At 69.3% G+C, this 23850-nt stretch carries 23 protein-coding genes; 9 read left to right on the top strand and 14 right to left on the bottom strand.

The features are described 5' to 3' along the window. Positions 1 to 44: 44 nt before the first annotated feature. Together HNR30_RS33290 and HNR30_RS33285 are read right to left on the bottom strand one after the other, a co-directional pair. Positions 45 to 1148, bottom strand: a complete 1104-nt coding sequence (locus HNR30_RS33290) for an NAD(P)/FAD-dependent oxidoreductase (RefSeq protein WP_181614083.1) — start codon at positions 1146 to 1148, stop codon at positions 45 to 47. A 1-nt stretch (position 1149) separates the two neighbouring features. Beyond that, the gene (locus HNR30_RS33285; RefSeq protein ID WP_181614082.1) at positions 1150 to 1797 is read right to left on the bottom strand and encodes a hypothetical protein; all 648 of its coding nucleotides are present in this window, start codon (positions 1795 to 1797) and stop codon (positions 1150 to 1152) included. A gap of 61 nt (positions 1798 to 1858) precedes the next feature. Here HNR30_RS33285 and HNR30_RS33280 point away from each other — a divergent pair, with 61 nt between their 5' ends. From HNR30_RS33280 to HNR30_RS33240, 9 genes are all read left to right on the top strand, one after another. Continuing rightward, positions 1859 to 2488: an IclR family transcriptional regulator gene (locus tag HNR30_RS33280; protein WP_181614081.1), complete on the top strand. Its 630-nt coding sequence runs from the start codon at positions 1859 to 1861 to the stop codon at positions 2486 to 2488. A 49-nt stretch (positions 2489 to 2537) separates the two neighbouring features. Beyond that, on the top strand, positions 2538 to 3698 hold the full coding sequence (locus tag HNR30_RS33275) for a homogentisate 1,2-dioxygenase (RefSeq protein ID WP_181614080.1): 1161 nt from the start codon (positions 2538 to 2540) through the stop codon (positions 3696 to 3698). Continuing rightward, positions 3695 to 4438: a hypothetical protein gene (locus HNR30_RS33270; protein WP_246379876.1), complete on the top strand. Its 744-nt coding sequence runs from the start codon at positions 3695 to 3697 to the stop codon at positions 4436 to 4438. Before HNR30_RS33275 ends, HNR30_RS33270 begins: the two co-directional genes overlap by 4 nt. A 13-nt stretch (positions 4439 to 4451) precedes the next feature. Beyond that, the gene (locus HNR30_RS33265; RefSeq protein WP_181614079.1) at positions 4452 to 5483 is read left to right on the top strand and encodes a fumarylacetoacetate hydrolase family protein; all 1032 of its coding nucleotides are present in this window, start codon (positions 4452 to 4454) and stop codon (positions 5481 to 5483) included. Between the two features lie 72 nt (positions 5484 to 5555). Next, the gene (locus HNR30_RS33260; RefSeq protein WP_181614078.1) at positions 5556 to 6737 is read left to right on the top strand and encodes a L,D-transpeptidase; all 1182 of its coding nucleotides are present in this window, start codon (positions 5556 to 5558) and stop codon (positions 6735 to 6737) included. Between the two features lie 66 nt (positions 6738 to 6803). After that, positions 6804 to 7238: an NfeD family protein gene (locus HNR30_RS33255; protein ID WP_181614077.1), complete on the top strand. Its 435-nt coding sequence runs from the start codon at positions 6804 to 6806 to the stop codon at positions 7236 to 7238. A gap of 2 nt (positions 7239 to 7240) precedes the next feature. Then, positions 7241 to 8308, top strand: a complete 1068-nt coding sequence (locus HNR30_RS33250) for an SPFH domain-containing protein (RefSeq protein WP_181614076.1) — start codon at positions 7241 to 7243, stop codon at positions 8306 to 8308. Between the two features lie 108 nt (positions 8309 to 8416). Then, positions 8417 to 9163, top strand: a complete 747-nt coding sequence (locus tag HNR30_RS33245) for a putative protein N(5)-glutamine methyltransferase (RefSeq protein WP_312894811.1) — start codon at positions 8417 to 8419, stop codon at positions 9161 to 9163. 55 nt (positions 9164 to 9218) lie between these two features. Beyond that, the gene (locus tag HNR30_RS33240; protein ID WP_181614075.1) at positions 9219 to 9827 is read left to right on the top strand and encodes a dihydrofolate reductase family protein; all 609 of its coding nucleotides are present in this window, start codon (positions 9219 to 9221) and stop codon (positions 9825 to 9827) included. On the opposite strand, the gene HNR30_RS33235 is transcribed toward HNR30_RS33240, so the two are convergent. The 12 genes from HNR30_RS33235 to HNR30_RS33180 all read right to left on the bottom strand — a co-directional run bounded on the left by HNR30_RS33235 (position 9811) and on the right by HNR30_RS33180 (position 23845). Then, positions 9811 to 10116, bottom strand: coding sequence for an RNHCP domain-containing protein (locus HNR30_RS33235; RefSeq protein ID WP_312894882.1), 306 nt, complete (start codon positions 10114 to 10116; stop codon positions 9811 to 9813). The genes HNR30_RS33240 and HNR30_RS33235 overlap by 17 nt on opposite strands. Before the next feature lie 276 nt (positions 10117 to 10392). Then, a complete protein-coding gene (locus HNR30_RS33230; RefSeq protein WP_181614073.1) occupies positions 10393 to 11754 on the bottom strand; it encodes a beta-N-acetylhexosaminidase in 1362 nt (453 codons plus the stop codon). Further along, on the bottom strand, positions 11754 to 13649 hold the full coding sequence (locus tag HNR30_RS33225) for a hypothetical protein (protein WP_181614072.1): 1896 nt from the start codon (positions 13647 to 13649) through the stop codon (positions 11754 to 11756). The genes HNR30_RS33230 and HNR30_RS33225 overlap by 1 nt, the downstream gene beginning before the upstream one ends. Beyond that, positions 13646 to 14599 (bottom strand): ABC transporter ATP-binding protein, encoded by a 954-nt coding sequence (locus tag HNR30_RS33220; RefSeq protein WP_181614071.1) that lies wholly within the window; start codon positions 14597 to 14599, stop codon positions 13646 to 13648. The genes HNR30_RS33225 and HNR30_RS33220 overlap by 4 nt, the downstream gene beginning before the upstream one ends. Next, on the bottom strand, positions 14592 to 15566 hold the full coding sequence (locus HNR30_RS33215) for an ABC transporter ATP-binding protein (protein WP_181614070.1): 975 nt from the start codon (positions 15564 to 15566) through the stop codon (positions 14592 to 14594). Before HNR30_RS33215 ends, HNR30_RS33220 begins: the two co-directional genes overlap by 8 nt. Then, the gene (locus HNR30_RS33210; protein ID WP_181614069.1) at positions 15563 to 16408 is read right to left on the bottom strand and encodes an ABC transporter permease; all 846 of its coding nucleotides are present in this window, start codon (positions 16406 to 16408) and stop codon (positions 15563 to 15565) included. The genes HNR30_RS33215 and HNR30_RS33210 overlap by 4 nt, the downstream gene beginning before the upstream one ends. After that, positions 16405 to 17409, bottom strand: a complete 1005-nt coding sequence (locus tag HNR30_RS33205) for an ABC transporter permease (RefSeq protein WP_181614068.1) — start codon at positions 17407 to 17409, stop codon at positions 16405 to 16407. The genes HNR30_RS33210 and HNR30_RS33205 overlap by 4 nt, the downstream gene beginning before the upstream one ends. Continuing rightward, positions 17410 to 19107 (bottom strand): ABC transporter substrate-binding protein, encoded by a 1698-nt coding sequence (locus HNR30_RS33200; protein ID WP_181614067.1) that lies wholly within the window; start codon positions 19105 to 19107, stop codon positions 17410 to 17412. Positions 19108 to 19135: 28 nt separating this feature from the next. Beyond that, positions 19136 to 20311, bottom strand: coding sequence for a Gfo/Idh/MocA family protein (locus tag HNR30_RS33195; protein ID WP_181614066.1), 1176 nt, complete (start codon positions 20309 to 20311; stop codon positions 19136 to 19138). Between the two features lie 20 nt (positions 20312 to 20331). Continuing rightward, complete coding sequence (locus tag HNR30_RS33190; RefSeq protein WP_181614065.1) at positions 20332 to 21948, bottom strand: type 2 periplasmic-binding domain-containing protein; 1617 nt, start codon at positions 21946 to 21948, stop codon at positions 20332 to 20334. Positions 21949 to 22004: 56 nt separating this feature from the next. After that, a complete protein-coding gene (locus HNR30_RS33185; protein WP_181614064.1) occupies positions 22005 to 22886 on the bottom strand; it encodes a carbohydrate ABC transporter permease in 882 nt (293 codons plus the stop codon). Then, positions 22883 to 23845, bottom strand: coding sequence for an ABC transporter permease (locus HNR30_RS33180; protein WP_220134288.1), 963 nt, complete (start codon positions 23843 to 23845; stop codon positions 22883 to 22885). The genes HNR30_RS33185 and HNR30_RS33180 overlap by 4 nt, the downstream gene beginning before the upstream one ends. Positions 23846 to 23850 lie beyond the last annotated feature (5 nt).

The raw sequence follows: 23850 nt of genomic DNA, 5'->3' as shown, positions 1-23850 counted from the left end.
GGCCAGATTAACAGCACTCTGTGCAACTAAATGACCACAGTGAGTCAGGTGGTCATCCCGCTGGTGCGCAGCCCTCGTGTGGGCACGCGCTCGTGCAGGCCGAACCGCTTCTCGGGCTCCTGCTCCCCCTCCAGGATCGTGGCCACGTACGCGGCCAGCGCGGGAGCGTGCTTGAAGCCGTGACCCGAGTCGCCGCCGAGCACCCACACACCGGGCGAGCGCTCGTGGATGATCCACTCGGCGTCGGGGGTGAGTGAATACTGGCACACCTGCGTGAACAGCGGCGCCGACCCGGCCAGGGAGGGGAAACGCCTGGCCAGGTAGGACGAGGCCACGTCCAGGCTCGCCTGGTCGATCACGCGGGCGCCCGTCTCCGGCTCGTACGGCAGCCCCTCGGCGTCGGAGGTGGTCTTCATACCCACGCCGTCCACGTCACCGTGCCCGTAGGCGGAGGCGCCGTAGTCGACCCACGCCGGGATGCCGTTCCACGCGGGCGGCACGGCGAAGTGCACGGTGTCCTGCTTGGTGACGGCCAGCGGCAGGTCAGGGAAGAGCGCAGCCGACCACGCGCCGCACGCCCACACGACCCGGTCGGCCCGCATCACCTCTCCGTCGACGGCCACCGCGTCCCCGTGCGGCTCGGCCCTGCCCCGCACGAGCTCCACACCCTCCTGTACGGCGAGGCGGGCGGTGAGCTGGGTCGCTCGCCTGGCCCTGATGACTCCGGCGTACGGCTCCCACATCAGGAACTCCAGCCCCTCGCCGGAGAAATCGGGGAAGAACCGGGTTCCCTCGTCGGGCCCCAGCAGGGAGTGCGGGATGCCGAGCCGCTCCAGCACGGCGGAACTGGCACGTTCCCACCCGTCGGCCTGCTGGGCGAACCACACCATGCCCGACTCGAGGTAGAGCGGCTCGCCGACCCGCTCGCCGAGCGCCCGCCACCCGTCGCGGGCCCGCCAGGCCAGGGAGGCGTACCAGTCGTCCTGTCCGTGGGCGCACCGCAGCAACCGGGTCTCCCCCGCGCTGGACTGCCGGACGTGCCCGGGAGTGTGCTGCTCGACCAGGGTCACCCGCCACCCGGTTTCGGCCAGCCGCAACGCCAGCGACGAACCCCAAATCCCCGCACCGACCACAATGACCGATTTCATGTCATACGACGATAAGGGTGACCACCACTCCAGCACAGTTCCCGGCGACACATATCCGCACCGGGATCTCCGACACCCCCGGTCTCACCGGGACGCCCCCCACGTGGCCGTCGGGCCCGATGGCCACGTTCGCGGGCAGCTTGGACGCGTCGGTGACGGTGAAGGTGGCCAGCACGTCTGGAGGGCCGCCGTCGATCTGGATGACGCTGTCGATCATCGCCCCCACCTTGCCGGGGAAGGTCAGCACACCCGGCTCCCATGGCACGTTCCTGTGAACCACCAGGGTGATGTGCTCGTCGAGACAGGTCGGCCCGCGGCAGAACCTGACCGTGTCGGAGTAGACGCCCACCCGGTCGGGCGAGCCCGTCAGGTCGCCGTCGGCCTCGACCGCCACGCCCGGCGCGACCTGGCCGGCGCGGATGGCGTAATCGTCGTTGACGAGCAGCAGCCGGTCGCCGACCTCGATGCCGTGGGTGACGTGGAAGGTGTTCTCCACCAGCAGGCTCGGCTCGGGCGCCGAGACCGCCACCGGGCGCACCAGCGGGGTGTCGCGCACCATCCGCGTCGCCTCGGAGCCGAGCGAGGGCAGGCTGGGAACGAGTGCGCATGCCGCTGCCACGCCCAGCAACCCGACCCACTTGGCCCGCAACGCATCCCTCCTGCCCCACTGACTATCCGGATTCGTACCCTCACCGCTGGATAATCAAGCCATGGCCGCCGAATCAGCTCAGACCCTCGAACGCGGGCTCCACCTGCTGCGACTCCTCGCCGACGGGCGGGGCGGGCGCACTCCGACCGAGCTCGCCAAGGAGCTCGGTCTCAGCAGGCCGGTGGTCTACCGGTTGCTGACCACGCTGACCAACGAGGGCTTCGTCAGGCGCGACAGCGACGGGCGGCTGCATCTGGGCTTCGGCGTGCTCGTGCTGGCCCAGGCCGTCCAGCCGCTGCTGCGCGCCGCGGCGCTGCCGACGTTGCGCAGGCTGGCCGAGCAGGTGGGCGCCACGGCGCACCTGACGGTCGCAGAAGGGGGCGACGGCCTGGCGGTGGCGGTGGTCGAGCCGTCGTGGACGAACATGCACGTCGCCTATCGGGAGGGGTCGCGCCATCCGCTCGCCAAGGGGGCGGCGGGGCAGGCGATCCTGGCGCTGCGCGAGGGCAGGTCCGGATTCTTCGTGACCGAGGGGCAGCTCCAGGAAGGCGCGAAGGGCGTGGCGGCCCCGGTGACCGGGCTGCCGTGGCTGGAGGCGTCGGTCGGCGTCGTCAGCTTCGGGAGCCTGCCCGAGGGCACCGGCGAGAAGGTCGTCGCGGCCGCGGTGGAACTGGAGACGTCTCTCGCCTAGAGTGGTCCATATAGAGGACGAAGGTGTCCGATAAAAGGACGGAGTTGAGATGCCTTTCTACCGCGTCGTAGGTGACGTGCCCCGCAAGCGCCACGTGCAGTTCCGGCGTCCCGACGGCGGTCTGTACGCCGAGGAGCTGATGGGCGAGGAGGGCTTCTCCTCCGATTCGTCCCTGCTCTACCACCGGTACCTGCCGACCGCGATCATCAAGGCCGAGACCGTCCAGCCACTCGTCCCCGACTCGCTCGAAGCCAACCTCCCGCTCTCGCCGCGCCACTTCCGCACCCAGGACCTCAAGTCCGCCGGAGACCTGGTCACCGGGCGCATGCTGCTGAGCGGCAACGGCGACGTCCGCTTGTCGTACGCCACCACCGACGCCCCCAGCGAGCTCTACCGCAACTCCAAGGGCGACGAGTGCGTCTACATCCAGTCGGGCGAGGCCCGCTTCGAGTCGACCTACGGCGCCCTCGACGTCGGGGTCGGCGACTACGTCGTCATCCCGACCGGCACCATCCACCGCTGGGTGCCGAAGGGCACCGTCAACGCCCTGGTCATCGAGGCCTCCGGGCACATCAGGACACCCAAGCGCTACCTCTCGCAGTTCGGCCAGCTCCTGGAGCACGCCCCGTACTCCGAGCGCGACCTGCGCGCCCCTGCCGAGCCGCTGATCGTCGAGGGCGAGGAGGTGCCGGTCCTGGTCCGCACCCGCGGCGGCCTGACCCGGATGACCTTCCGCAACCACCCGTTCGACGTGGTCGGCTGGGACGGCTGCCTCTACCCGTTCGTCTTCAACATCAGCGACTTCGAGCCGGTGGTGAAGAAGACCCACGCGCCGCCGCCCGTTCACCAGACCTTCGAGGGCCCCGGCTTCGTGGTCTGCTCGTTCATGCCGCGCCCGCTGGACTTCCACCCGGAAGCCATCCCGATCCCCTACAACCACCACAACGTCGACTCCGACGAGTTCATGTTCTACGTGGGCGGCGACTACTCCGCGCGCAAGGGCTCGGGCATCGACGTGGGCTCGATCTCGCTGCACCCCGCGGGCTTCACCCACGGGCCGCAGCCCGGCGCGGTCGAGGCGGTCATCGAGTCCAAGGCCACCCACACCAGCGAGATGGCCGTGATGGTCGACACCTTCCGCCCCCTCGACCTGGGCCAGGGCGCGCTGTCGTGCGAGGACCCCGGCTACGCCTGGACCTGGGCCCGATGAACCCCCTGTTCAAGGCCCTGGTCGACGACGCCGGCCTGTTCCCGCCGACGTCGCTGCCCTTTGGCGACGCGCTCGAACGCCACCGCCACGACACCAGCCCGGTGCTGACCCATCGCTTCCTGTGCCCGGCGAGCAAGCTCGACACGTTGCGGAGCTCGGCCTATGTGCCCGCGCGCATCGGGCTGATCGTCGACACCCCGCAGGTGCCCGACTTCTCGGACCTGCCCGTCGACATCGTCGAGAGACGGCTGGAGCGCTCACCGGACGGCGGCGACCTGCCCCCAGGGGTCCGGCTGTTCTACGAGGTCGCTCCCGACAAGGCCGTGGCCGGCCTGCCCGAGCGGGTCGGGCTCAAGGTCAGGTGCGGAGGGCTGACGGCCGACGCCTTCCCCTCGGCCGAGAACCTGGGCGCTTTCATCCGCTTCTGCGTCGAGCACTCCGTGCCGTTCAAGGCCACGGCCGGACTGCACCACGCCGTGCGCCACTTCGACGCCACGCTCGGCGTCGACCGGCACGGCTTCCTCAACCTCGTCGTGGCCGTGTGCGAGGCCGTCGAGGGCCGCGATCCGGTGGCCGCGCTGAAGTCGACCGACGTGGGCGGCCTGGTACGGCTCGCCCAGGCGGTGCCCGCAGGCACGGCCGTCGAGGCCAGGCGGCTGCTCGTCTCCTACGGCTCGTGCAGCACCAGCGCTCCCGTCGAGGACCTGATCGCCCTCGGCCTCATCGAAAAGGACGTCTAGAAGTGGAGCAAGGATGAACTTCGGGGTGTTCTCCCGGCCCGGCGAGCCGCGGCGGGTGGGCGTACGGCGCGGCGAGCGGGTGCTCGACCTGGCCGCCGGGCTCGGCGACGAGGTGTTCGCGGCGCCGAGCCTCAACCCGTTCATGGCGCTGGGCCGTACACGCTGGCTGGAGACCAGGGCCGCCGTGGAGGAGCTCGACGGGCCCGCCTATCCGCTCGACGAGGTGACGCTGCACCTGCCGATCGAGGTGGCCGACTACGTCGACTTCTACTGCTCGCTGGAGCACGCCTCCAACCTGGGGCGCATGTTCCGCCCCGACGAGGAGCCGCTGAAGCCGAACTGGCGGCACCTGCCGGTCGGCTACCACGGCAGGGCGGGCACCGTCGTGGTCTCGGGCACGCCGGTGAAGCGGCCGCACGGGCAGCTGCGCGCCGGGGTGTTCGGGCCGAGCGCGAAGCTCGACATCGAGGCCGAGCTGGGCTTCGTCGTCGGCGACCCGAACGGCTCGGCCTTCGAGGAGAAGGTCTTCGGCGTCGCGCTGGTCAACGACTGGAGCGCGCGTGACATCCAGGCCTGGGAGTACGTGCCGCTGGGGCCGTTCCTGGGCAAGTCGTTCGCCACCTCCATGGCGGCCTGGGTGACCTTCCTCGACGACGTGCCGCGTGTGCGCGGGCGCGAGCAGGACCCGGCGCCGCTGCCGTACCTGGAGCGCGAGGGCGACTGGGGCCTCGACCTGACCTTCGAGGTCAGGCTGAACGGCGAGGTCGTCTCGCGTCCGCCGTACTCCGGCATGTACTGGACGCCCGACCAGATGCTCGCGCACATGACGGTCAACGGCGCGACGCTGCGCACAGGCGACCTGTTCGCCAGCGGCACGGTGTCGGGCCCCGAGCGCGGGCAGCGCGGTTCGTTCATCGAGCTCTCGTGGAACGGCGCCGAGCCGGTCAAGCTGGGCGACGGCTCGACCCGCACGTTCCTGGAGGACGGCGACGTGGTGACGATCTCGGCTCCGGGCCTTGGGGAGGTGTCAGGAAAAGTCGGATAGGTGACTTGGTGTGCTCAAGTCGTGACTCACCGCTACTCTTGTCTCTCCCCGGTCCTTGAATTTGGAGAGCAGATGCGGCGTGCCGCGGCCTTCACTCTCGTCGCCCTACTCCCCGGCTGCAGCTCGGTCACCGCCGAGACTCCCACCACGCCACCCGTGGTCACGGTCTGGCCCGCGTTCGACACCATGCGCGCCAGACCCGACCGCGGCCTGGTCATCAAGGCGGAGGGCGGCACGCTGGCCGAGGTCCACGCCTACAGCGGGCGCAGGCCCGTGCCGGGAACGCTCGACCCGACGGGCACCACCTGGCGCTCCGACTGGACCCTCGAACCCGGCAAGGAATACACGATCACCGCCAAAGCGGCGGGGGCCTCGCAGACGACGCTGGCGGCGGGCAAGTTCCGCACCCGCGACGCCGGGCCGAGCTTCAAGATCGCGAACACCGCGCCCGCACCCGGCGAGACCGTGGGCGTCGGCATGCCGATCATCGTCGACTTCGACGCCCCGATCCGCGACAAGTCCGCCGTCGAGGGCGCGCTGCAGGTCACCGCGAGCAGGCCCGTCGAGGGCGCCTGGCACTGGAGCTCCGACACCCAGGCCGTCTACCGCACCAAGGAGTTCTGGCCGTCCAAGACCGCCGTCTCCCTGGTCGCGCACCTGGCCGGAGTGCGCAACGGCGCCGGCGTCTACGGCATCGCCGACCAGCGGCTCGACTTCACCGTCGGGCGCAGGCAGGTCAGCACCGTCAGCACCGCCACCAAGCAGATGGTCGTGCGCCGGCAGAACAAGGTGGTCCAGCGCATGGCCATCAGCGCCGGCATGGCCACCACCCGCGAATACACCACCACCAGCGGCGTGCACCTCACCATGGAGAAGGGCAACCCGGTCCGCATGATCTCGCCGGGACGCCAGAAGGGCGACCCCGGCTTCTACGACGTCATGATCAACCACGCGGTCCGCATCTCCAACAGCGGCGAATACGTCCACGCCAAGAACAACGTCTGGGCGCAGGGCCGCGTCAACGTCAGCCACGGCTGCATCAACTCCCGCCCCGACCAGGCCGCCTGGTTCTTCGACAACTCCCTGCGCGGCGACCCCGTCACCATCACGGGGACCGACCGCGAGCTCGAATGGAACAACGGCTGGGGCTTCTGGCAACTGCCCTGGGACCAATGGCTGCAGGGCAGCGCCCTCTACGATCCGAAACCGAAGAACGGCTGGGTGGAACCGGCCCCCGCCCCCGGCATACCGTAGAAGGCGGGGAAGCGTGGGGAACCCTCCACCCCCTCAGGCCCGTTATCCCCTCAGGAGGGCCGAACGATGGAACTCTGGGTCATCTGGCTAGTCCTGGCGGTCGTGCTCGGCATCGCCGAGATTTTCACGCTCACCGCCGCCCTGGGCCTGCTCGGCGCCGCCTCGCTCGTCACCGCCGCCGCTGCCGCCCTCGGGCTGCCTCTTCCGCTGCAACTGCTCGTCTTCGCGCTGTCTTCCGCCGCAGGCATCGTGGTGATCCGGCCGATCGCCATGCGCCATATCCGCCAGCCACAACTCCAGCGCTTCGGCGTCGAAGCGCTCGTCGGCAAGCCCGCCTACGTCGTCAGGGAAGTCACAGGACGCGAAGGCAGGGTGCGCATCGGGGGCGAGGAGTGGTCCGCGCGGGCCTACGACGAGACGCTGGTGATCCCCGAGGGCGCCACCGTCGACGTCATCGAGATCGAGGGAGCCACCGCCCTCGTCTATCCACGGGAGTACTGAACATGGACGCCCTCCTTTACATCGGGGTTCTGGTCATCCTCTTCGCCGTCTTCACCGTGCTGCGTGCCGTACGGATCGTGCCCCAGGCCCGGGCGCGCAACGTCGAGCGGCTGGGCCGCTACCACCGCACGCTCAAGCCCGGACTCAACTTCGTCATCCCGTACATCGACCGCGTCTACCCGATGATCGACCTGCGGGAGCAGGTCGTCTCCTTCCGCCCGCAGCCGGTCATCACCGAGGACAACCTCGTCGTCGAGATCGACACCGTGCTCTACTTCCAGGTCACCGACCCCCGCGCCGCCGCCTACGAGATCGCCAACTACATCCAGGCCGTCGAGCAGCTCACCGTCACCACCCTGCGCAACGTCGTCGGCTCGATGGACCTGGAGAAGACCCTCACCTCCCGCGACACCATCAACAGCCAGCTGCGCGGCGTGCTCGACGAGGCCACCGGCAAGTGGGGACTGCGCGTCAACCGGGTCGAGATCAAGGCCATCGACCCGCCCAAGACCATCAAGGACGCGATGGAGAAGCAGATGCGCGCCGAGCGTGACAAGCGCGCCGCCATCCTCAACGCCGAAGGCCAGCGGCAGTCGCAGATCCTCACCGCCGAAGGTGACAAGCAGGCCAGGGTGCTGCGTGCCGAGGGCGCCCGCACCGCCGCCATCCTGGAGGCCGAGGGCCAGTCACGCGCCATCGACCAGGTCTTCCAGGCCGTGCACCGCAACGACCCCGACCCCAAGCTGCTGGCCTACCAGTACCTCCAGGTGCTGCCGCAGCTCGCGCAGGGGCAGGGCAACACCATGTGGGTGATCCCTTCCGAGGTCACCTCGGCGCTCCAGGGCATCTCCCAGGCGTTCACCGAGGTTCTGCCCAGGTCGGCCGCCACCCGTCCCGTCGAGACCTCCGACTCGGCGGAGCGCGAGATCGAGCAGGCGCGCGAGGCCGCCTCCGAGGCGGTCGCCGACGCGCAGGACGCCGAGGTCGGTCCCCGTGCGCTCGGCTCCGCCGTACCCGAGCCCGCGCCCTTCCCCGACCTGGAGCGTGACCGCCAGGAGGCCGAACGCTGAGAGAGCGGAGCCGGCACCGGCTCTTCGAGGGCGCGGGTCTCGACGGCTCCCGCCCTCGGGTCATGCCGCCACCTCGTTCAGGACAACGTGTCCGTAAAGTGGTGTTCTGTGTCGATTGTGTCCCGGCTCCGCGCCGCCGGTTGTGTCTTCGCCGAGGATGAGGCAGAGCTCCTCCAGTCCGCCGCCGGTTCGCCGGACGAGCTGGAGAGCATGATCGTCCGTCGGGTCGCCGGGCTGCCGCTGGAGCAGGTCGTGGGGTGGGCCGAATTCTGCGGGCTGCGCATCCTGCTCGACCCCGGCGTGTTCGTGCCGCGCCGCCGCAGCGAGTTCCTCGTACGGCAGGCCGTCGAACTGGCCGGCGACCGCTCCGGCCTCACCGTCGTCGACCTGTGCTGCGGCTCCGGCGCGCTCGGCGCCGCCGTCGCCACCCCGTTGGGCGCCTCGCTGCACGCCTGCGACATCGACCCGGCCGCCGTCGCCTGCGCCCGCCGCAACGTCACCGACGTCCACCTCGGCGACCTGTTCGACCCCCTGCCCGCCGCACTGCGCGGCCGGATCGATCTGCTCCTGGCCAACGTGCCCTACGTGCCCACCGCCGAGGTGCCGCTGCTGCCCGCGGAAGCACGCGAGCACGAGGCGTTTGTCGCCCTCGACGGCGGCCCCGACGGGCTCGACGTGCTCAGGAGGGTTCTGGCCGACGCCCGATCGTGGCTCGCCCCCGGCGGCCACCTGCTCGTCGAGACCAGCACCCGCCAGGCCGACACCGCGGCGAAGCTCATGACCGACCACGGCCTGACTCCGCGTGTGGAGTCGTCGGAGGAGTTCCTCTCCACCGTGGTGATCGGCTCCCGATGAGTTTCCGGCCCCGCCCTGGTCTGCCCCTCCGACACCCCTGAACGAGGAGGACACCATGGCACGGGTTCACGCCGACATCACGATCTCCCTGGACGGCTTCGTCGCCGGCCCCAACGACGGTCCCGGCTGCGGCCTGGGCGAGGGCGGCGAGCGGCTGCACTACTGGGTCTTCGGCGGCCCGTGGAGCTACGAGCACCCCACGTCCGGCGAGGGCAACAGCATCGACGCCGAGGTGCTCGCCGGCGCGAGCGAGGCCGGCGCCGTGATCGTCGGCCGGGGCATGTTCGACGCGGGCGAGGCCTGGGGCGGCAAGAACCCCTTCGACATGCCGATCTTCGTGCTGACCAACCGCATCACCGACGACCTGCCGGCCGACTTCACCTATGTGACCGGCATCGGCGAGGCACTCGCCCAGGCCCGCGCGGTCGCCGGAGACCGCACGGTCGCGATCGGCGGCGGCGCCGACGTCATCCAGCAGTATCTGCGCGCCGGGGTGGTCGACACCCTGGGCATCCACATCGCGCCGGTCGTCCTCGGCGCCGGGCGTCCGCTGTTCGACGGCTCCTTCAGCGCGGACCTGCGGCAGCTGTCGTGCGTGCAGTCGCCGCTGGCCACCCACCTGACGTATCAAGTGGGCGGCCCCGGCCTCAGCCGTACTTCATGACCTGGAGCAAGGACTCCAGCTCGTCGTCGGGTGCGACGCGGTTGCGCCGCACGAACCCGCACTCCACGCAGCGGTGGACGAGCATGTGCCCCTTGGCCGGATGGCTGTCGACGCCCCGGGCCCGCATGAGCCCGCGGCACCGAGCCGCCCGGTCACCGGGCAGCACGTCCACGTGTCTGGAGCACAGGCACGACGGACAGTGATTGCGGTAGCTGCCACGCGGCAGCGGCCCGACCTCGATCCCGCAGTGCATGCAGGTGAAGCCGGTGTTCTCGGTTGCCCGACTGATGGTGCCCCTCCGAGCCGATTGAAGGTGTGAGCTTCAACTCGGAAGGCGCAGGGTTCCGTAAGATCTCCTGAGGCCCAGGCTTGAACGGGCGAGGGATACGATTCACCGCCTCTCAACGGCGATTACTCCCGGCTCCGACTTCACCCTCGTCGCAACGACGAGGGATCCGGACCACGACCGAGGTTGTGGATTTGTCTCGGCCACTGTCAGCAAGGTCGCCCCAGCTGCCGCCGGTGGATGTCGTCCCGATCGCACTGGCGTCGGCGTCGTCCCCTGCTAGGCACCCTTGGGTGTGGTGGTGTTCATGGCGACGAGCCTAGCGAACCTGTCGTACGGCAGGCCGGCGCCGGCGCCGCTCCACATCTTCTGCGCGAGCACCCCCAGGCTCTCCTCGATCAGCTCGTACATCCACTCCTCGGAGTAGTCCTCCCTGACCAGGTCGTTCCAGAGCGCGGGCATGGCGCCGAGCAGGCGCGGGTCGCCGGGTTCGAGCTGCTGCCCGTCGGCGAAGACGTGCGGCTCCCAGTGGTTGTAGAGCCACTCCGCGTCCAGCCCGTATCCGTGGTAGTAGTCGGCCTTGGGGACGATGTAGAGCAGGTCGTCGTTGCTGTTGATCAGCCGGTAGGAGTCGTCGCGGGCGCCGTCGGGGCCGTAGAAGCCGTTGTTCCAGCTGTTGATCACCACGTCGGGGTCGAAGCCCGCGGTGTCGCCCGTCGGGGACAGTCGGGTGAAGCCGCCCCAGGCGCGCGGCTGCTTGCCGAGCGAGCGCACGTGCGCGGCCAGGTCGTTGAAGAACTCCTTCCACAGCTGCTTGCTCTGGTAGTACTCATCGGCACCGAAGTGCAGGGCGGGCCCGCGAAACCACGGCGCGAACTCGGTGAACACCGCTTTGACCAGGTCGGTCGCGGCCGGGTTGGCCAGGTCGAGGTGGTCGGAGTTGCCGTCGTCGTGCCCGATGGACGGGTCGTGGGCGATGAAGGACCGCGAGTGGGCGGGGGCGTCGATCTCGGGGACGATGGTGATCGCGTGAGCGGCGGCCAGGTCCTCGAAGGTGTCCCATTCCGCGCGGGAGTACGCCTGCTCGGAAGCCAGGCCCGGGAACGCGTCCGAGCGCAGGCGGAAGCCGTGCAGCGCCTTGCTCCAGTCGCCCTCCGGGGCCTTGATCTCGTTGTCGTTGAGGTGAAGTTGCAGCTCGTTGAGCTTGAAGCGGCCCATCAGCCGGATGAGGCGGTGGATGAGCTCAGGGGTGACGTAGCGGCGCCCGACGTCGAGCATGTAGCCGCGCACCGGGTAGTTCGGCCAGTCCTGCGCCACGCCGCACGGCATCGCGCCGGAGCGCAGGATCTGGACGAGAGTCCGCGTGCCGTAGTACAGGCCGCGAGCCGTGGGGGCGCTGATCCGCACGCCGCCGGGGTCGGCCTGCAGCCGGTAGCTCTCGTCGCCTCGGCCGGTGGGGGCGAGTTCGAGCACGATGTCGCCCTCGCCCTCCGTCGCGTGGCCGATTCCCAGCTCGGCGGCCAGGTCGGCGCCCAGCGCGGGATCGGCGCAGATCACCCGGGAATCGGGAGCGAGCCGGAACTCGCCGGTGCCGCCCGTCCACTCCTGCAGGGCGGGGACGACCTGGGGCCGCTCGTTCATCACCACTCCAAGATCGCGTAGCCGCGGTGCGGCACGTCTTCGTCGATCACGAAATATCCGGTCTCCGACCGCACGGGCACGCTCCTCGGCTCCCGCAACGGCTCCAGCAGCGTCGCGACGCTCGGCGCCGGCCCCGACACGATCGGACGAGCCGGATCGGCCGAGCCGTTGACGATCGCCAGCCTCCTGCCCCCGCCCGCCTGCGCGAGCTGCGGCATGAGATGCGGACCGCCACTGACCAGGGGGAAATCTCCGCCCAGGAAACGCACCGCGCGATGCGCCAGCCGCTGCCCGTCGTCGCAGCGCCCCAGGGACTCGGGCGCGCACGCGGCGAGCGTGACCACCCGGCCGCCCAGCCCGTTGGCGTAGGCCACGCGCCCGTCGCCCCACTCCTCCTCGCGCGGGGTGAGGATGTGCGTCCACACCTGCGCGCCGCTCACCGCCGCCAGCCGCGCCAGCGCGGGCTGCACGTTGACGCTGAGCAACGCGCCGCCGTCGGCGATCCGTTCCATGCTGTACGGCACGCGCGAAGGCTCCGACCGCTCGGTCACCTCCACGACCTCCACCCCGAGCAGCGAGCCGTACCCCCGCTCGGTGAGGATCACGGCGGCGTGCCCGTCGAGCAGCACCCCGCCGGAGAAGATCGCCTCCATCTCGGAGTCGGGCACACCCCAGGCGACCTTGCCGAACAGCGCGGTGACGGGGCCGGAGCCGGCCCTGATCGGCACGCCGTACGGCAGCAGGTAGCGGGCCGCGCGCAACGGGTCGGCCGTCAGGCCGTCGAAGGTCCCGTCGCCCCAGACCCTCGCGGCCGTCTCCGGCCACCACGGGATCGCGACTCCCTCGGTCGTGAGCACGGGCGAGGCCGTGGCGTCGAGCGCGGCGCGCGACCGGTCGAGCATGCTCCCGACCCGGGGGTAACGCTCCGGCTCGCCCGTCACGAAGGGATGCACGTCGAGCAGCATGCCGTCGGCTCCCGACAGGCGTGCGGCGACCATCTCCGACCAGGTCTGGGTGTCGGACTTGGTCCACTCGGTGTGCGGCCAGTTCTCGATCTCCGGCGCCACCTCCACACCCTCGGGACGCACCGCGCGCTGCAGCTCCAGCATGGCAATCGAGGAGGCCAGCGACTGTCCTGGCGCGTCGCCGTAGGGCGCGAAGTGGGGCCGGTGCACGTCGATCCGGTCGAACAGCGCCGCCCAGTCGCGGCCCTCGACCGAGGCGATGCCCAGGCCGGAGCTCATCAGGCCCAGCCTGGCCCGGCCGCCGACCGCCTGCCGTACGGCGTCGAGGGCTTCGAGCTGGGCCTCGCGCCACGTCTGCTGGAGCAGCGAGCGCCAGGGGTGCGGCGGGCCGCCCGCGGTGACCGCCGCGACCAGTTCCTCGCGCTCCACCTTCTCCCCCGACAGCAGCGCGAAGCGCTCCAGCATCTCGGGCTCGAACCCGCCGCCCCAGGTGAGCGGGGAGTGGTTGTGGTAGCGGAAGTCGTCCTCCAGCCACAACACGCGGAAGCCGAGCTCGGAGAAGCGGCCGTAGTGTCCCGCCAGCCAGTCGCGCCAGACCGGGCAGGCGAAGGAGGCGGTCGCCGTGGACACCTCACCGTAGGGCGAGACCATGGGCGCGAACCCCAGGTCCTGCATCCGGCCCCGGTCCGCGTGGCCGACGGTCACCCACGGGTTCAGGCTGGCGCCCACGCCGTGCGCGTCGAGCACCCGCTTGACCGCGGCCACGTGCTCGAACCACAGATCCTCGCCGACGCCCACCGGGTGGCCGGAGTGCAGCTCCTCGGAGCTGTAGATCAGCACGACCTCGTCGACGCCGTGCTCGGCGCAGTAGCGGGCCAGCGGGGTGGCGTCCCGGCCGGGGAGCACCTGGTAACGAAGGTGATAGCTCATGCTTCCTCGTGCAGCCAGCAGTTGGTCCAGCTTCCGTCGGAGAACTCGGTGCGCGGCGGGAAGTCCGTCTTGCACTTGTCCATGGCGAAGGGGCAGCGGGGGTGGAACCGGCATCCGGGCGGCGGGTCCACCAGGCTGGGCGGCTCGCCCAGCTTGGCCGTGGCGGTGAAGGCCGAGCTGCCGCCGGCCCGCTCGGGGTCGGGCGAGGAGTCGATGAGCAACCGGGTGTAGGGGTGTTTCGGCTCCTGGATCACCGACTCGGCGGGGCCGCCCTCGACCATCTGCCCGGCGTACATGACGTAGATGTCGTCGGACAGGTAGCGGGCGCTGGCGATGTCGTGCGTGATGTAGAGCAGCGCCAGCCCTTCCTCCTCGCGCAGCCTGGCCAGCAGGTTGAGCACGTCCAGCCGGATGGAGACGTCGAGCATCGAGATCGGCTCGTCCCCCAGGAGCACGGCCGGCCGTACGGCCAGCGCGCGGGCGATCGCCACCCGCTGGCGCTGACCGCCCGACAGCTCGTGCGGCAGCTTGCGGGCGAACTCGGCCGCCGGGGTCAGGTTCACCTTGCCCAGCAGCTCGTGCACCTGATCGTCACCCGACTCGTGGCCGTGCAGCTTGAGTGCCCTGCGCACGTTGTGCTCGACCTTGCGCAGCGAGTTGAGCGAGGCGAACGGGTCCTGGAAGACCAGCTGGACCTCGCCGTAGAAGGCCTTGTCCGCCCGGCTGACGGTCTGGCCGCGCAGTTTGATCTCGCCCGAGGTGACCGGATAGAACTGGGCCAGCAGCCGGGCCAGCGTCGTCTTGCCGCTGCCGCTCTCGCCGACGAGCGCGGCGATGCGCCCGCGATACAGGCGCAGGGTCACGTTCTCCAGCGCCCTGACGGTCTGCGTGCCGGTGTCGAAGTGCTTGGTGACGTTCTCCGCGGCGAGGACCGGGGTCTCCTCAGGCATGGGCCGTCCTCTCTCGGTCGTGCAGGTGGCAGGCCGCCAGGCCGTCACCCACGTCGAGCAGTTCGGGCCGCCGCTGCGCGCACTCGTCGAAGCGGCTCGGGCAGCGCGGCTCGAAGGCGCAGCCGTGGGGCAGGTTGCGCAGGTCGGGCGGGGTGCCGGGGATGCCGCTCAGCCTGGTGACGGGCGCGTGCAGGGGCGGGAAGGAGTCGCGCAGGCCCTTGGTGTAGGGATGCTTGGGCGAGCGGTAGATCTCCGCCGCCTCGCCCAGCTCGACGATGCGCCCGCCGTACATGATGGCGATGCGGTCGGCCAGCTCGACCAGCAGCGACAGGTCGTGGGTGACGAACACCACCGAGAAGCCGAGCTTCTGGCGCAGTTCGAGGATCTGGGCGAGGATCTGCCGCTGCATGACGACGTCGACGGCGGTGGTCGGCTCGTCCATGACGACGATCTCGGGGTCGCAGGCCAGCGCCAGGGCGATCATGGCGCGCTGGCGCATGCCGCCCGACATCTCGTGCGGGTAGGAACGGGCCCGGTCGGGCGAGATGCCGACCATCTCCAGCAGCTCGGCGGTGCGCTCCTCGACGTTGCGGTAGCCGTGCTCCCTGAGCACGTCGGCGAACTGGGCGCTCAGCCGCGCGACCGGGTTGAGCGCGTCCATGGCGCTCTGCAGCACCACCGCGATGCTGCGCCAGCGAAGCTTGCGCAGCTCCTTGTCGGTCCTGCGCGCGATGTCGACCGGCCGGCCCTCACGCGGGTGCAGCCACACCTCGCCGCCGGTGATGGCGGCCGGCGGGCGCAGCAGCCGGATGAGCCCCATGATGAGGGTCGACTTGCCGCAGCCCGACTCGCCCGCCACTCCCAGGATCTCGCCACGGCGCAGCTGGAAGGAGACGTCGTTGACGGCCCGTACGGCTCCCGCGGCCGAGATGTAGTCGACGTTGAGTCCCTTGACGTCCAGGATCATGCGAGCGCCTTTCTCATCGCCTTGATGTCGGCCGTGCGCAACCGCGGGTTCATCACCTCGTCGATGCCGAAGTTCACCAGGCCGGTCGCGGTGCCCAGCAACGCGATGCACAGGCCAGGCGGGACGAACCACCACCACATGCCGTTGAGCATGGCCACCTGCCTGGCCTGGTCGATGATGGTGCCCCAGCTGACGGTGTCGGCCGACGAGATGCCGAGGAAGGCCAGACCGGCCTCGGCCAGCACCGCGCCAAGCACCAGGTGCAGGAACATCGCCGAGATCCAGCCCGCCAGGTGCGGCAGGACCTCGACGAAGATCAGCCGCGCCCTGGTCTCGCCGACCATGCGCATCGCCATGACGAAGTCGCGTCTGCGCAGGGAGAGCGTCTGCGCCCGCAGGGTGCGCGCGCCGGGTGCCCACCCGAACAGGCCGATGATCAGCGCGATCGTGACAGGACCGGTGTCCTGCACGTAGCCGGCGACGATCAGGGTGAGCGGGAGCACCGGCAGGACCAGGAACATGTTGGTGACGAAGGAGAGCACCGCGTCGACCTTGCCGCCGAAGAAGCCGGCGGTGACGCCGAGCACGACCGCCAGCACCACGCCGATGATCGCCGCCACGGAACCGACGACCATCGAGTTGCGGGTTCCGGCGATCATCTGCGCGAGCACGTCGGTGCCCTGGCTGGTGGTGCCGAGCAGGTGCTCGCCGCTCGGAGCCTGACTGATCGCGTCGTAGTCGATCTTCCAGGGCCCGACGCCCAGCAGGTCGTTGAGCCACGGCCCGACGATGGCGATCACCGCGAAGAAGGCGATGATGCCGATGCCGATGCGGACCTTCATCGCCCTGCCTCCCTCGTGCGGGGGTCGATCATCACGTAGACGGAGTCGGCCACGAAGTTGGCCAGCAGCACGGTGAGCGTCGTCAGCAGGAAGACACCCTGCATGAGCGGGTAGTCACGCTTGCTGACCGCGTCGTAGAGCAGGTAGCCGATCCCGGGATAGGAGAAGACGATCTCGGTCAGCAACGCCCCGCCGAGCACGCCGCCGATCGCCATGGCGAACCCGGTGACGCTGGGCAGCAGGGCGTTGCGGGCGGCGTACCTGAACATCACGCGCCCCGACGACAGGCCCTTGGCCTTGCCGAGCAGCACGTAGTCCTCGCTGACCGTGGTGATCATCATGTTGCGCATGCCCAGCAGCCAGCCGCCGAAGGCGGAGAAGACGATGGTCGCGGCGGGCATGACCAGGTGCTCCAGGACACTGCCCAGGAAGCCCGGCCGGCCGTACAGGTCGGGGTCGTAACCGCCGCCCAGAGGGAACCAGCCCAGCACCAGCCCGAAGACGTACAGGGCGATCAGCGCGACCCAGAAGTACGGCAGCGCGGACAGGAAGGTCGACAGGGGCGACAGGAACCCGTCGAGCCGCCCGCCCGGCTTCCACCCGGCGGCGATGCCCAGCCCGGTCCCGATGGCGAACGCCAGCAGCGTGGTCGTGCCCACCAGCAGCAGCGTCCAGGGCAGTCCGGCCCCGAGCAGCTCTCCGACCGGGGTCGGGAAGCGGCTGATGGACAGCCCGAAGTCCAGGCGGGCGACGCTGCCGAGATAGTCCCAGTACTGCTGGAGCAGCCCGGCGCGCGGATCGCCGAACAACTTCTGGATCGCCTCGACCGCCTCGGGCGGGATCGACTCGCCCGACTGTTTCTGCAGCTGCCTGACGATGACCGAGGTGGGATCCCCCGGCATGAGCCGGGGGATGAGGAAGTTCAACGTGATCGCCGACCAGGCGGTGGCCACGTAGAAGGCCACCCTCCTGGTCAGGAACCGCCCCTTGCCCTGCTTCATCTACTGGCCCGCGGGCTTGAGGTTCTTGAGCGTGAGGATGAAGTCCGGTCCGAGCGCGCTGTGCGGCACGTGCGAGGCCGCGTCCGCCTCCGGCCAGCCGGTCCAGCGGGCGTTGTTCATCTCGATGAACCAGTCGGCGGTGAACATCGGGGAGTAGGGCACCTGTTCCAGCAGGATCTTCTGGAGCTGGTGACCCGCTTCCTTCTGCTTGGCGGGGTCGCCGACGTTGGTGCGGATCGTGTCGAGGAGCGGGGCGGTCGACTGGTCCTTCCACCGGCCCTGGTTCTGGTACTGCGCGTCCTTGCCGACGGGCACGTAGGTCTCGGGGTCGAGCTGGTCGGTGAAGACCGAGTAGAGGCCGTTGGAGCCGCCGGTCCAGTAGAGGGCCATGTCGAAGTCGCCCTCGTTGAGCTGCGGGTCGTAGTTCTCCTCCGGAGTCGCCACGACCTTCACGTCCAGGCCGAGGTTGGTCTTCCACTGGTCCTGCATGCCCTTGCCCCAGGCCATCCAGTTGGAGTACTCCTGCACGACCTTGACGCTCAGCGGGTAGGTCTTGCCGCCCTTGGAGAGCAGGCCGCCCTCGACGGTCCAGCCGCCGTCGGCGAGCGCCTTCTTGGCGCCCTCGACGTCGAGCGCCTGCGGCTTGCACTCGGGTGCCATGAAGTCGGCGTAGACCTGCGGCTCCAGGCCGCACGCGTTGGCGGGTTCCTGGCCGGTCGGAGCGAGTTTCAGCAGGGAGGAACGATCCACGCTCATCGCCAGCGCCTTGCGCACACCCGCGTCGGCGAAGGGCTCCTTGTCCAGGTTGAACAGCAGGGACTCCTCGCCGCCGGTGTGGAAGGTCCGGTAGACGTTGGCCTGGGGATTGCGGGCCATGTACTCCTGCTCGGCGTTCGGCCAGGACATGGTCGCGAAGTCGAGGTCGCCCTTGAGCAGGCGGGCCTTGGTCTGGTCGTCACCGCCCGCCGCGACGATCTTGATCGCCTTCATCGGGAACTGGCCGCCCCAGTAGTCGGCGCGGGTCTCCAGCGTGAACTGCTGCGGGGTGAACTGGGTGAGCTTGCCCACGCCCGTGCCGACCGGGTCGGGGTTGGTCCAGGTCTTCAGATCCTGGTCCTTCCACAGGTGCTCGGGCACGATCCGGGGCGCGTTGCTGGTGGCGCCGAGGGCGAAGCGGTAGAAGTCGAGCTGGCCGGGCTTCTTCCAGGTGACGACCACGGTGTGCTCGTCGGTGGCCTCGGCCGAGACGTAGGTCTGGCCGCCGGTGTTGAGCTCCGGGTACTTCAGCGGGATGTTCAGCGTGAACGCGACGTCCTTGCTGGTCATCGGCGTGCCGTCGGAGAACTTCACGTCGGTGCGGAGCTTGATGGTGACCGTCTTGTCGCCGTCGCTCCACTCCCACGACTCCGCCAGCCACGGCTCCAGCTGGCCGCCCTTGAAGACGTTGCGCCGCACCAGCGGCTCGTAGATCAGGCTCGCCTGGGGGGCGATGTCGGTGGAGGGCGAGTAGATGTTGAAGTTGCGCGAGTAGGTGGTGGCGTTGTTGACCCGCAGGCTGATCGCGTCGGACGCGCCGGCGGCGGCGCCGCCCGACGTGCCCGTCTGCGGGGCGCCGCCCGCGGTGCCCGGCGAGCACGCGGTGAGCAACAGCGCCAGACCCAGCGCGCCGACTGCGGCGGATTGCCTGACCATCTTCATGGGGGACGTTCCTTTCAGATACCGCTGTTCAGATGCTTTGCTGGCCGCCGTCGAAGTAGGCCACCAGGTCCGGGTCCAGGGGCGGCACGTCGTAGGGGGTGCCGCCGTCACGCAGCGACATCGTGGCCATGTAGCCGGCGGCGACGCTCATCCGGGCCGCGACCGGCGAGGTGTCGGTGACACCGCCCTCGCGTACGAAGCGGAAGAACTCGCCGAGGATGCCCGAGTCGGCACCGCCGTGCCCGCCCTTGGCGTCGGGCACCCGGTAGGAGATGTCGCTGTCGGAGCGGTAGCCCGTGGGGCCGGTGTTCCACACCTTGACCGTGTCGCCAGGCCCGTCGCCGAAGTTCTCCAGCCGGCCCTCGCTGCCGATGACCGTGTAGTTGCGGATGTAGTCGGGCGAGAAGTGGCACTGCTGGTAGGCGGCGATGACGCCGTTGTCGAGGCGCATGTTCATCACCGACACGTCCTCGACGTCGATGACGTGGTGCAGGTCCTTGCGGGCCGTCGGCGGCCAGTCGAACTCGCGCAGCCAGCCGTCGGGCCTGGGTGTGCCCGCCTCGCGGCGCGGCAGGTCGCCGTAGAGCATCAGGTCGCCCATGGCGTTGACCCTGGTGGTGTAGCCGCCCGCGAGCCAATGGATCACATCGAGGTCGTGCGCGGCCTTCTGCAGCAGCAGCCCCGTGGTCCTGTCGCGGTCGGCGTGCCAGTCCTTGAAGTAGTAGTCACCGCCGTAGGAGACGAAGTGACGTACCCACACGGTCTTGGGCTCGCCGATGTCGCCGCGCTGGATGATGTCGCGCATGGTGCGGACCACGCCCATGTGGCGCATGTTGTGCCCCACGTAGAGGCGGGTGCCGGTCCGCTTGGCCGTACGAAGGATGTTGTCGCAGCCCTCGACGGTGATGTGCATGGGCTTTTCCAGGTAGACGGCCTTGCCCGCCTCCAGGCAGTCGACCGCGATGCGCTCGTGCGTGTCGTCGGGGGTCATGACGATGATCGCGTCGAGGTCGTCACGGTCGAGCAGTTCGCGATAGTCCTCGGTCAGGAACGGGTCGTCGAACCGCTCGGCGCGCTTCTTGAGCACCTCCGGGTCGGAGTCGCAGATCGCGGCCACCACGGCGCCCCTGCCCGGCCGGTGCGCGTCCAGGGCGAGGTTGAGCCGAAGGCCGAGGCCCAGGACTCCGATACGCAGGTCTTCCACTAGCTTTCCTTCCGGTTCTTTCAGCCCTTGGCGAGAGAGGCTTCGTACTCCGCCTTCATCGCGGCGCCGCCCTTGGCCATCCACGACTTCACGAACTCCGGCCACTCGGACATGGACTTACGGCCCGAAACGATGTCGACGATCATCTCCGAGCCCATCGTCGACAGCTCGCCGCCCTTCTCGGTGTTGGTGTCGGAGAAGTGGCCGGTGGTGACACGCTGCTGCACCATCGGCGCGACCTTGGTCTGGAAGTCGTGGATGAGCTTGGTGCGGTCGGGCTGGCCGGGCAGGAACAGCGCCGACGGCGAGCCGACGACGAACGAGATGGGCTGCCACGTGGTCGGCACCTCGGTCTCGCCCTTGGAGGTGTAGACGAGGTCGCCGCCGGACTTGGTGAAGTGGGTGCCCTCGACGCCGTAGTTGATGAGCTGGTTCTCCTCGGTGCCGAACGGGGCGGCCATGAAGTTGAGGACGTTCAGCAGCATCTCGATGCGGCCCTTGTCGACCTTGTTGCTGACGGCGGTGAAGCCGACCGAGCCGAGCGCCATGTTGAAGACGGGCTTGGAGCTGGAGGTCGCGGCGAAGGGGACGATCACGCCGAGGTTGTAGTTCTGGCGGCGGGAGTCGTTGAGGAAGCCGGGGAAGGACTCGACGTAGGCGCCGATCTGGCCGTTGGCGGCCTTGTCCTTGACCGTGGCCAGCGTCGCGTCGGGCCAGAACAGGTCGGCCTTGAACGCCTTGACCGCGAACTCGATCGCGGCCTGGTACTCAGCCGTTTCGTACTGGTGGGTCAGCTTGCCGTTCTCCAGTTTCCAGGTGTTCGGCGCACCGTGCCACTGGCTGAACATGTGGACCATGTTCACGTAGGCGGGTTCGAGCGGGTACTTGTTCTTGCTCTTGTCGACGAGCGAGCCGGCCTTCTGCAGGAAGTCGTCGGCGCTGGTGAACGCGGTGCCGCCGACGGGCTTCCAGAAGTCCTCGTTGGTGAGCATGACCTGGCCGAAGCGGCTGTAGGCCACGGCGACGCCGTAGATCTTGCCGTTGGTGATGGCCGACTTCCAGGCCACGTCGCCGAGGTTGGCCAGGTTCGGGTACTTCTTGACCGCGTCGCCGCTGAGGTAGGAGGTCAGGTCGTGGAACTTGGCCGCCAGCAGTTCCGGCACCCGCTGCAGGCCCTGGTTCGGCGGGAACCACACCAGGTCGGGCAGGTCGTCGGAGGCGATGATGGCGTTGAACTTGTCGGGGTAGCCGTCGCCGACGACGATGTTCATCTCCCACTGGGCGTTGAGCGCCTTGTTGAGCGCCTGCAGATAGGCGCTGTCGGCGGTGCCGGGAGGGGCGACGTCCCAGGTCTGGGTGAGCGAGGTGATCTTGCTGCCGTCGCCGGGCGGGGTGGCGACCGACTTGACCAGGGTGTCCGGGTACTTCAGGTAGGCGGGGTCCTGACCGGCGTCGATGGGCAGGTCGGGGGTGGGGATCTTGGCGGCGGTGAAGGTGGGCAGCAGGAGCTTCTTGGACAGGTCCGCGCCGCCCTTCTTGACGGCGCCCGCCGTACTCGAGGAGCCGGAGCAGGCCGAGAGCCCGGCGACGGTGACTCCGGCCGCGACGAGCCCGAGGAAACCACGACGAGAGAGCACTGGTTCTCCAATAAACACAGCATCCCTTGGGATGACAGGCCGACGAAGGAGGGCTGTTAGCCCTTAATGGCGCCCGTGAGGACGCCCTTGGTGAAGTACTTCTGGAGGAAGGGGTAGACGATGACGATCGGGATCAGTGCGATGATCAGGACCGCCATCTGCACCGAGGCCGCGGGCAGGTTGCTGATCACCGCGATGTCGGCGCCGGCCTGGGCGTTGCCCCGGAAGATGTACTGGCGCAGCACCACCTGGATCGGGTGCTTGGCCTGGTCGTTGAGGTAGAGGATCGCGTTGAAGAAGGTGTTCCAGTAGGAGACGGCGTAGAACAGCCCGACCACCGCGATGACCGCCTTCGACAGCGGCAGCGCGATGCGCCACAACATGCGCCACTCGCCCGCGCCGTCCATGCGGGCGGCCTCGAACAGCTCCTCGGGCAGGTTCTGGAAGAACGCCCTGACCACGACCACGTTGAAGGCGTTGACCAGCACCGGCACGATCAGCGCCTGGTAGGTGTCGATCATCCCGAGTTCCTTGACCATCAGGTAGCTCGGGATCATGCCGGGGGTGAAGAGGAAGGTGGCCAGCACCATCAGCAGGATCGGCTTGCCGAACAACATGCCGCGGCGCGACAGGGCGTAGCCGAGGAAGACGGTGCAGAGCAGGCTGGCCGCGGTGCCGATGACGGTGATGCTGATGCTGATCAGCACCGCCCGGGTGACAGCTCCGCCCGACAGGACGACCTTGTAGGCCTCCAGCGTGGGGTGGAGCGGGAGGAGCACGTAGCTGCCGCCGTTGGCGATGCTCTCCTCTCGGCCGGTCAGGCTGGTGCCCAGGGCCAGGCCGAAGGGGTAGAGCACGGCCAGCGTGATCGCGGTGAGCACGACGAACTTGAGGGTGCGCCCGGCGATCGTGGGGCGCTCCATCCATGGCGGCCTCATCGGTAGATCCCCTGTTCTCCGAACTTGTGGGCGAGCTTGTTGGCGGCGTAGATGAGGGCCGCGCCGATGACGCCCTTCATCAGGCCGGCCGCGGTGCTCGCGCCCCAGTCGCCGTTGATCACGCCGTGGTAGTAGACGTAGGTGTCGATGACCTCGGAGGCCGCGGCTCCGACGGCGTCGCGTTGCAGCACCATCTGCTCGAAGCCGACGCTGAGGATGTCGCCCAGGCGCAAGATCAGCAGCATGAGGACGACCGGGCGGATGCCGGGCAGCGTCACGTGCCAGAGGCGGCGCTTCCAGTCGGCGCCGTCGATGGCGGCGGCCTCGTACTGGTTCATGTCGATCGCGGTGATCGCGGCCAGGAAGATGATCGTTCCCCAGCCGCAGTCCTTCCAGATGACCTGGGCTGTGGCCAGGAGCTTGAAGGTGTCCGGGTTCGACATCAGGTTGCCGATGGTGATCCCGTGCGAGTTGAGGAAGTTCGTGACGGTGCCGGCGCCGCCGATGACCTGCTGGAACATGGCCACCACGACCACCCACGACAGGAAGTGCGGCAGGTAGACGACGCTCTGGATGAAGCGCTTGATGCGGTGGCCGACCAGGGAGTTCAGCAGCAGGGCCAGGGCGATCGGCGCCGGGAAGTAGAGCACCAGTTGCAGCGCGGTGATCTGCAGGGTGTTGCCCACCGCGGTCCAGAACTCCGGTTCCGCCAGCAGCATCGTGAAGTTGTCGAGCCCGACCCAGGGGCTCTCGTTGATGCCGAGGAAGGGCGCGTAGTCCTTGAAGGCGATCACGTTCCCCAGGACGGGGACGTAGAAGAAGATCGCGAAGTACAGCACGCCCGGCAGGCAGAGCGCGAGCAGGGTCCAGTCCCGTCTCAGGCGCTCTCGCAGGCTCCCGCGCTGAGGACGGACCTCGGTCTCGACCTCCAGCGGCGGCGGTGCCGTCGTTGCAACCACGTCCA

This window comes from Nonomuraea soli (assembly GCF_013761175.1).
Lineage (GTDB): Bacteria > Actinomycetota > Actinomycetes > Streptosporangiales > Streptosporangiaceae > Nonomuraea > Nonomuraea soli.
The sequence above is the reverse complement of the archived record's forward strand: the minus strand, read 5'-3'. Positions and strand labels throughout refer to the sequence as shown.

Excerpts from the sequence above, each read along its gene's own strand:
- HNR30_RS33270 (WP_246379876.1), top strand. The coding sequence starts at position 3,695 with ATGAACCCCCTGTTCAAGGCCCTGGTCGACGACGCCGGCCTGTTCCCG.
- HNR30_RS33280 (WP_181614081.1), top strand. The coding sequence starts at position 1,859 with ATGGCCGCCGAATCAGCTCAGACCCTCGAACGCGGGCTCCACCTGCTG.
- HNR30_RS33205 (WP_181614068.1), bottom strand. The coding sequence starts at position 17,409 with ATGAAGCAGGGCAAGGGGCGGTTCCTGACCAGGAGGGTGGCCTTCTAC.
- HNR30_RS33210 (WP_181614069.1), bottom strand. The coding sequence starts at position 16,408 with ATGAAGGTCCGCATCGGCATCGGCATCATCGCCTTCTTCGCGGTGATC.
- HNR30_RS33215 (WP_181614070.1), bottom strand. The coding sequence starts at position 15,566 with ATGATCCTGGACGTCAAGGGACTCAACGTCGACTACATCTCGGCCGCG.
- HNR30_RS33260 (WP_181614078.1), top strand. The coding sequence starts at position 5,556 with ATGCGGCGTGCCGCGGCCTTCACTCTCGTCGCCCTACTCCCCGGCTGC.
- HNR30_RS33200 (WP_181614067.1), bottom strand. The coding sequence starts at position 19,107 with ATGAAGATGGTCAGGCAATCCGCCGCAGTCGGCGCGCTGGGTCTGGCG.
- HNR30_RS33185 (WP_181614064.1), bottom strand. The coding sequence starts at position 22,886 with ATGAGGCCGCCATGGATGGAGCGCCCCACGATCGCCGGGCGCACCCTC.
- HNR30_RS33275 (WP_181614080.1), top strand. The coding sequence starts at position 2,538 with ATGCCTTTCTACCGCGTCGTAGGTGACGTGCCCCGCAAGCGCCACGTG.
- HNR30_RS33250 (WP_181614076.1), top strand. The coding sequence starts at position 7,241 with ATGGACGCCCTCCTTTACATCGGGGTTCTGGTCATCCTCTTCGCCGTC.
- HNR30_RS33225 (WP_181614072.1), bottom strand. The coding sequence starts at position 13,649 with ATGAGCTATCACCTTCGTTACCAGGTGCTCCCCGGCCGGGACGCCACC.
- HNR30_RS33230 (WP_181614073.1), bottom strand. The coding sequence starts at position 11,754 with ATGAACGAGCGGCCCCAGGTCGTCCCCGCCCTGCAGGAGTGGACGGGC.
- HNR30_RS33255 (WP_181614077.1), top strand. The coding sequence starts at position 6,804 with ATGGAACTCTGGGTCATCTGGCTAGTCCTGGCGGTCGTGCTCGGCATC.
- HNR30_RS33290 (WP_181614083.1), bottom strand. The coding sequence starts at position 1,148 with ATGAAATCGGTCATTGTGGTCGGTGCGGGGATTTGGGGTTCGTCGCTG.
- HNR30_RS33220 (WP_181614071.1), bottom strand. The coding sequence starts at position 14,599 with ATGCCTGAGGAGACCCCGGTCCTCGCCGCGGAGAACGTCACCAAGCAC.
- HNR30_RS33240 (WP_181614075.1), top strand. The coding sequence starts at position 9,219 with ATGGCACGGGTTCACGCCGACATCACGATCTCCCTGGACGGCTTCGTC.
- HNR30_RS33265 (WP_181614079.1), top strand. The coding sequence starts at position 4,452 with ATGAACTTCGGGGTGTTCTCCCGGCCCGGCGAGCCGCGGCGGGTGGGC.